The sequence below is a fragment of the Nitrososphaera sp. genome, assembly GCF_050748925.1.
Lineage (GTDB): Archaea > Thermoproteota > Nitrososphaeria > Nitrososphaerales > Nitrososphaeraceae > Nitrososphaera.
The window spans coordinates 1-6,021 of record NZ_JBOGQF010000107.1; the positions used below are offsets into that span (position 1 = coordinate 1).

Annotated in this window: 8 protein-coding genes and 1 tRNA gene; 5 read left to right on the forward strand and 4 right to left on the reverse strand. The window is 55.9% G+C overall.

Translation table 11 applies throughout. The features are described from left to right. On the reverse strand, window positions 1–396 hold a 396-nt coding region (locus ACREAY_RS09020), incomplete at its 3' end, for a hypothetical protein (protein ID WP_431755443.1). A gap of 72 nt (window positions 397–468) precedes the next feature. Here ACREAY_RS09020 and ACREAY_RS09025 point away from each other — a divergent pair. Genes ACREAY_RS09025 through ACREAY_RS09035 form a run of 3 tightly spaced genes read left to right on the forward strand, consistent with a single transcriptional unit; the run spans window position 469 to window position 2,230 of the window. After that, window positions 469–1,137, forward strand: a complete 669-nt coding sequence (locus ACREAY_RS09025) for a methyltransferase domain-containing protein (protein WP_431755444.1) — start codon at window positions 469–471, stop codon at window positions 1,135–1,137. Beyond that, window positions 1,134–1,820 carry a hypothetical protein gene (locus ACREAY_RS09030; protein ID WP_431755445.1) on the forward strand — a complete coding sequence of 229 codons (687 nt, stop codon included), beginning with the start codon at window positions 1,134–1,136 and terminating at the stop codon, window positions 1,818–1,820. Before ACREAY_RS09025 ends, ACREAY_RS09030 begins: the two co-directional genes overlap by 4 nt. Beyond that, window positions 1,817–2,230 carry a chorismate--pyruvate lyase family protein gene (locus ACREAY_RS09035; RefSeq protein ID WP_431755446.1) on the forward strand — a complete coding sequence of 138 codons (414 nt, stop codon included), beginning with the start codon at window positions 1,817–1,819 and terminating at the stop codon, window positions 2,228–2,230. Before ACREAY_RS09030 ends, ACREAY_RS09035 begins: the two co-directional genes overlap by 4 nt. A 158-nt stretch (window positions 2,231–2,388) precedes the next feature. Here ACREAY_RS09035 and ACREAY_RS09040 read toward each other — a convergent pair. Then, window positions 2,389–2,462: transfer RNA gene (locus ACREAY_RS09040), tRNA-Ala, on the reverse strand. Window positions 2,463–2,576: 114 nt separating this feature from the next. On the opposite strand from ACREAY_RS09040, the gene ACREAY_RS09045 reads away from it, so the two are divergent. Together ACREAY_RS09045 and ACREAY_RS09050 are read left to right on the forward strand one after the other, a co-directional pair. Further along, window positions 2,577–3,008, forward strand: coding sequence for a bis(5'-nucleosyl)-tetraphosphatase (locus ACREAY_RS09045; RefSeq protein WP_431755447.1), 432 nt, complete (start codon window positions 2,577–2,579; stop codon window positions 3,006–3,008). Between the two features lie 117 nt (window positions 3,009–3,125). Then, entirely contained in the window at window positions 3,126–4,658 is a 1,533-nt protein-coding gene (locus tag ACREAY_RS09050; protein ID WP_431755448.1) for a B12-binding domain-containing radical SAM protein, read from the forward strand. Between the two features lie 314 nt (window positions 4,659–4,972). Here the strand turns inward: ACREAY_RS09050 and ACREAY_RS09055 are convergent, their stop codons facing one another. Continuing rightward, window positions 4,973–5,299, reverse strand: coding sequence for a hypothetical protein (locus tag ACREAY_RS09055; RefSeq protein ID WP_431755449.1), 327 nt, complete (start codon window positions 5,297–5,299; stop codon window positions 4,973–4,975). A 49-nt stretch (window positions 5,300–5,348) separates the two neighbouring features. Next, the coding region (locus ACREAY_RS09060; RefSeq protein WP_431755450.1) for a ferredoxin--NADP reductase at window positions 5,349–6,021 on the reverse strand (673 nt) is incomplete at its 5' end.

Consider the following 6,021-nt stretch of genomic DNA (forward strand, 5'->3'; position numbering starts at 1 on the left):
GACGTACCCCCCGCAGTGCATCAGTCCCGTCAGGCTGCCTGCGGCAAAGGCAAGGGCCGCGCCGGCGCTGCCTGACGCAAGAGCCCTGTACAGGTCGCCGCCTTCGATGTATTCTTCGATGAGCATGTCGCTTGAAATAAGGAGCAGCCGGGGAGTCTGGATGCCGAGCCGGCCGAGGGTCCCGCGCATTTCGTGGCCTTCGTTTCTGGCGATGCCGCCGGGCATCGGGGGCGGCGACGGGTGGGCAAGCAGGATAGAGATTGCGACATAGGTGCCAAACAGGATGTATTCGTGGAACTCGGTGGTGGGCTTGTTCCGCTTGACCACCACCTTTTGGCCGTCGCGCTCTTCAAGCGATATGGTGCGCTGCCAGTTGACGAAATACATATACGCCACGTCATTACCGGCGGTATCTCATAATTACTTGTCGTCGTCGCTCTTAATAGCGAGTAACGCGTAATTGCCTCATTGCTTGTCCACGCCGGCCACGCAAGCGCAAGAAAATTCTTTACCCCCTCCACTGCGCCAAGCTATGACGCAGTCGTCGGCATCACCACGTTTGGCCGCGACGCGGCATGGAAGCGCGAGATACTAAAGGTAGTTTCAGGGCACGGCCCCGTCCTCGACCTTGCCTGCGGGACAGGCATCCTCACCTCCATGATCAGAGAAACAGGTCGGCCGGTGGCCGGACTTGACTTTACCCGCGATTATCTAGAGATTGCCAAAGACAAAATGGGGCCCCTGTTTGCGCAGGGCACCGCGGAGGTATTGCCGTACAGGGACGGAACTTTTGACGCGGTAGTCTCGTCTTATCTGGCAAAGTATGTCGACGTGAGCCTGATGGTGTGCGAGTGCTTGCGGGTGCTAAAGCCAGGAGGGATTGTGGTCTTGCACGACTTTGCGTGCCCCGGCGGCGCGATGCGCAGCCTGTGGAACGCGTATTTTGCAGCCCTCCGGCTCGCAGGGACGTTTGCAAGGTCGTGGAAGCCCGTCTTTGACGGCCTTGACAGCGTCATCTGCCAGTCGCGGTGGGAGGAGCAGGCCATCGATGCCATGCAGAAATGCGGCTTTCAAGGCGTCGCAGGCAGGCACCTCACCCTTGGCACTGCGGCCATAGTGGTTGGGAGAAAGCCTTGAGCAGGATCAACGAGTGGTTCGTGCCCAGTTTCGGGCCTGACAAATTCCGCGCGTTTGTCGGCATGATGTTCCTCCCCTACACGGGCATGTGCATATCATTTACCATACTCGGGTCGATGTCAGCGCAAGAGGTCCACTGGGACAGGGTGGGCGCCATCGCGCTCATTTACGCGCTGGCGCTGGGCATCGGGGCGCACGCCGCCGACGCCATCGGCTCGAAAAACAAGCCGTGGGGCAGCTATTTTTCAAGGCGCCAGGTGGCCGCGCTGATGGCAGCGTCGGTGGCAGGCGCGTACGCAATTGGCGCCTACTATATCATCCTGTATGCGCCGCTCCTTGGCATCGTAGCGGCCCTTGAAGGGTTCTTCCTCTTTGCATACAACTTTGAGCTCTTTGGCGGCCGGTTCCACAACGACTTTTGGTTTGCAGTGTCGTGGGGCGCCCTGCCGGCCATGGCCGGATACCTCATCCAGACCGGCGAGTTTAGCGTTTTGCCGTTTGCAGCGGCCGCCGGCGCTGCGCTTGCAAGCTATGCAGAAATAAAAATATCGAGGCCGTACAAGCAGGCGAAAAAGGACGGCAAGGACGCGAAAAAACTGGAGGGCAGGCTCAAGATGCTGAGCATTGCGACAATCGCGTTTTCGCTGGCGGTGCTTGCCGCAAGGGCGGTGGCCATTTCATGACGGAAAACATTGCAGGGCTCAGGCTGACGCGCGACCAAGAGATCCTGCTAGGTCACACGGGCACCGTAGAGCAGGTGCTTGCCATCATTGCAGGCTCGCCGATAGAAGTCAAGGTCACAAGGCAGCAGGGCACGGAAGTCATCGAAAGGGAGGCCGTACTTTTAGCAAAGGGCAGGGTACTCGTGCGCGCCCGGTCAAAAATATACTGCAAAAACCTGCCGGCAGGCATCGTAAGGCAGGTCAGGCAGAAAAGAAAGGGCATCGGCGCCATCATTGCCTCTTCCAGACTTGAAACGTTTCGAGAGGTGGTCAGGGTCGGCAGGAACCCCGACGGGTCGCCTTACAGGATATACAGGATAATGCACGGCGGCAAGGCGGCGTTTGAGATAAGGGAAGACCTGCGAGTTTAGAAAAGGCACCAGCATTTTTGTCCATCGACCGGATACACTGACAGATTGAAAGTTGCGCGCTTTCCCGCCGCACTGTACCGCGCAACTGCTGCAGGTGATATAAAAGAACAATTATTTTTGCCACTTTCCACTGGAAACGCGCGCTAGTGGTAGAAAGGTGGACCGGGTGGGATTTGAACCCACGGCCTCAGCAATGCCAATGCCGTATCCTACCGGACTAGACGACCGGCCCACTAACAGAGGTTCAGGTTTGCAGTCGATATTAATACTTAAGGACCGCAAATGCAGGTGTTTGTCGCTATAGAAAAACAATACTATTTTATTGTTGTACACGCCTTTTTCCAAGATGTTACAGAAAGTGGCCCTAGAGCAGTCGGTAGGCGCGGTGATAAAGTACAAGTATGACAACACCGAGTCGGCACAGTTTCTGCTTTTAAAGAACAGGCGCGGGTTCTGGGGATTCCCGCAGGGCCACAAGGAAAAAGGCGAGACCGAGTTGCAGACGCTCGTGCGCGAGGTGCGCGAAGAGACGGGCATCAGCGACCTTGACATCCAGTCGCACATCGGCAAGATAATGTATTCGTTTTTCAAGGGCGACGGCATGCGCTCAGAAAAAGAGGTGAGCTTTTACTTTGCAATCACGTCCACCAGGCAGGTCAGGATATCAGAGGAGCACGCGGATTTTACGTGGGTCACGCTGAAAGACGCATTTGGGCTCCTCGACCACGCGAAGCTGAAGCAGATCCTTGACAAGGGACACAAGAAGGGCCTCTACTAACAGTAAGAATAGAAGTCAGGGTAATAGATTTATTTATAGCCGAGCGCGAAGAAGTTCGGATACATCGTGGTAGCTTCTGGCGGCAGAAGGATAGTGTTGACTGCTGACCGCAGTCTCATGACCAATTACAGGGGCAACTTCCTCTATGGCTTTATCGCCTGCGGGCCGTACGAGCTTGTGCCCGAGTTTGTGTTTGACAAGATATTCTGCCCGAGCGTCGAGACTGACGCGAGCACCGGCGGCGTCAAGGTAGCCCAGTGCGGCCTGCGAAGGATTGAAGGCGCGCTCTTGCAGGAGTACAAGCGCGACGACATATTCCTCGCCCACCCCGAGATGCTTGAAAAGTGCATCGGCCCGGAGACCAAGGTGGTAGGCATCAACGTCATGGACCCGCTAGGCATGGCGCCGGTCACGACGACCATGTCGCCGGAGAAACTCTCGTACGTCGCCATGAAGTTCAAAAAGATGTGTGCTTCTATTATTCAGCTAAAAAAGAAATACAATTTCAAGGTCGTGGTCGGCGGCAACGGCTCGTGGGAATTAGCAAAGCCGGACAGGATGAAGATCCACGGCATCGATACTGTCGTTATCGGCGAGGCAGACGAGCTGGCGCTGGACCTCTTCCACGACCTCGAGGCAGGGGACGCGCCAGAGCTCTTGCACACATTTGTCCGCAACATCGACAACGTGCCTCTGATGCAGGGGCCGACTGTCAACTCGCTCATTGAGGCGATGCGGGGCTGTGGCAGGGGATGCGACTTTTGCGACGTCAACAAGAGGACCAAGAAAGACTTTCCGCTGGAGCGCCTGAAAAAAGAGGCGCAGCTGAACCTCGACTATGGCTTTGACTCTATCTGGCTCCAGTCTGACGAGATGTTGCTTTACGGCTGCGACAACAAGGAATTCATTCCAAACGCGGACGCGATCACCGAGCTTTGGAGCGGCTTAAAGTCAACGGGCGCCCGCTTTGTCGGCACTACCCACATGACGCTTTCAGCAGTCGCGTCCTCTCCAGACCTCCTGAAAAAGCTGTCGCAGATCAACGAGATGGACACGGCAGGCGGAAGGTGGCTTGCGACCAACCTTGGCATCGAGACCGTCGCGCCGCGCATGGTCAAAAAGCACCTGGGAGTAAAGACCAAGCCGTTCCAGCCAGAAGAATGGGACGCAGTGGTGAGAGAAGGGTGCAAGGTCCTCAACGACAACCACTGGTTCCCGGCCCTCACGCTCATCATCGGCTGGCCGGACGAGACGCCTGACGAAACGCAGTACACCATCGACCTCATCGAAGATTTCAAGCGGACCAACATGCGAGGCATCGTGGCGCCGTTGCTCTACCAGGACTTTTCCGAAAAGAACTCTATGCACTTTGGCAACCTCAACGAGGCGCAGTTCACGCTGTTCTGGATGTGCTGGCAGCACAACCTGCGCGTGATAAACGACATCATCCCAATCATCATCAGGAACAAGAGCTACGGTCCTGCCATGAAGGCATTCATGGCGTTGCTCATCAAGGCAGGCACGTGGGCGATAATGAGGTACCTCCGCGGACTGTCAAAGGACCTGTTCCATGGCCAGCTGCCAGAGGACATCATCGCTCGCTATACTAACAAGCGGTCGGTTACCGCTCCACTGCCAAAGAAACTGTAACCTGTCTTTGTTGAAAGCTGCCTGCGCTTTTCCCCTCCCCGCCGCACTGTACAGCGCAGCGCCTGCAACTGATATAAAAGAACGATTATTTTGCCGCTTTTCCACTGGAAACGCACACTAGCGGTTTAGAAAGTAGCGGAGACTTGCGCTTGCTTTTACTAGAAGTCATCTCATAATAGGAAGCCAAGACAGCAGTTGAATGGTTACCCGCTTTTTGCCTGTTAGCAGCAACCTACTTTTGGATAAATAGCCATTATGAGATGTGATTTGTAGAAAATAAAGAAAGGATTTCTCAAGTTACATTGGAGTATAACTTACTTTAGGCCCTTTATCGCCTCGTCAGCCACCGTGGCCACCTTTGGCACGAGCACTATGAAATAGTTCCTGTCAGAGCGCTCCAGCGCCGGGACCATTCTGTATTTCCTCGTCGAGACGTCAAACTCTACCAGGCCCTGGTCGAGCTTGCCCTTGGTGTAGACCATCATCATGAGGTCGCCGGACAGCGGGCTGAGCGGGATTATCGCAAACACATAGCCCTTGTACGAGCTAATCGGCATCACCTGCTTGCCGTAAGGCGCGACGGAGACCAGGTAGAGAAAAACGTCCTCTACCGACTCGAACTCTTCATATTCAAATTTCATGTAGGGGTTGCCCTTGATCGAAAATATAAGGCTTTAAAAAATAGAGAGGTCAGCCGTACGACTCGAACTTGATGTCGTACGATCCGTCCTTGCGCTTGTTGCGCTCAGTCACGAACCCCTTTGGTATGAGGTAGTCCAGCGCGCCGTCCACGGTCCCCTGCCAGCCGCAGATGTAGAACGACGTGTTCTCTGGCGTCACCTTTTCCCCCACCATCTCTTCAAGCGGCGAGAGGTCCTTGCCGGCCTTTGGCCTGAGAAACGACTCGACCCTGCCCTTCTGGCCGTTCCAAGTCCTGTTGAACCATTCCTGCGGCCTCGAGACGCTTGCGCGGTAGCGGAAATTCCATACCCCCTTGCCATGGTCGAGGCTCTCCTCTTCCATCTGGCTGAGCAGGTCGCGGTAGCCCAGCTCGTCGACATAGCTGGCGCCGTGCAGCACGACGATTTCGCGCTTGCTCTGTGTCGCCTTCAGGTGCATCGAATATGATACGAACGGCGCAAGGCCGGTGCCTCCGCCGATGAGCACCATCCTCCGGTTGTCAGGCGTGCCGTCGTGCATCTTTTCGTTGATAGTGAAAATGCCGGTGGGCTTTACCCACAGGACGTCGTCGCCTTCCTTCATGTTGAACATCTGCGTCGTCAGCCTGCCGGGAACCGGCTTTCTGACCCAGCGGATGTAGAGCTCCCAGTGCTTCTTTTGCTCCGGGGGCGACGCAATAGAG

What these genes read in the sequence shown, in the direction of transcription:
- ACREAY_RS09035 (WP_431755446.1), top strand. Translation starts at nt 1,817, where the DNA reads ATGACGGAAAACATTGCAGGGCTCAGGCTGACGCGCGACCAAGAGATC.
- ACREAY_RS09045 (WP_431755447.1), top strand. Translation starts at nt 2,577, where the DNA reads ATGTTACAGAAAGTGGCCCTAGAGCAGTCGGTAGGCGCGGTGATAAAG.
- ACREAY_RS09050 (WP_431755448.1), top strand. Translation starts at nt 3,126, where the DNA reads ATGACCAATTACAGGGGCAACTTCCTCTATGGCTTTATCGCCTGCGGG.
- ACREAY_RS09055 (WP_431755449.1), bottom strand. Translation starts at nt 5,299, where the DNA reads ATGAAATTTGAATATGAAGAGTTCGAGTCGGTAGAGGACGTTTTTCTC.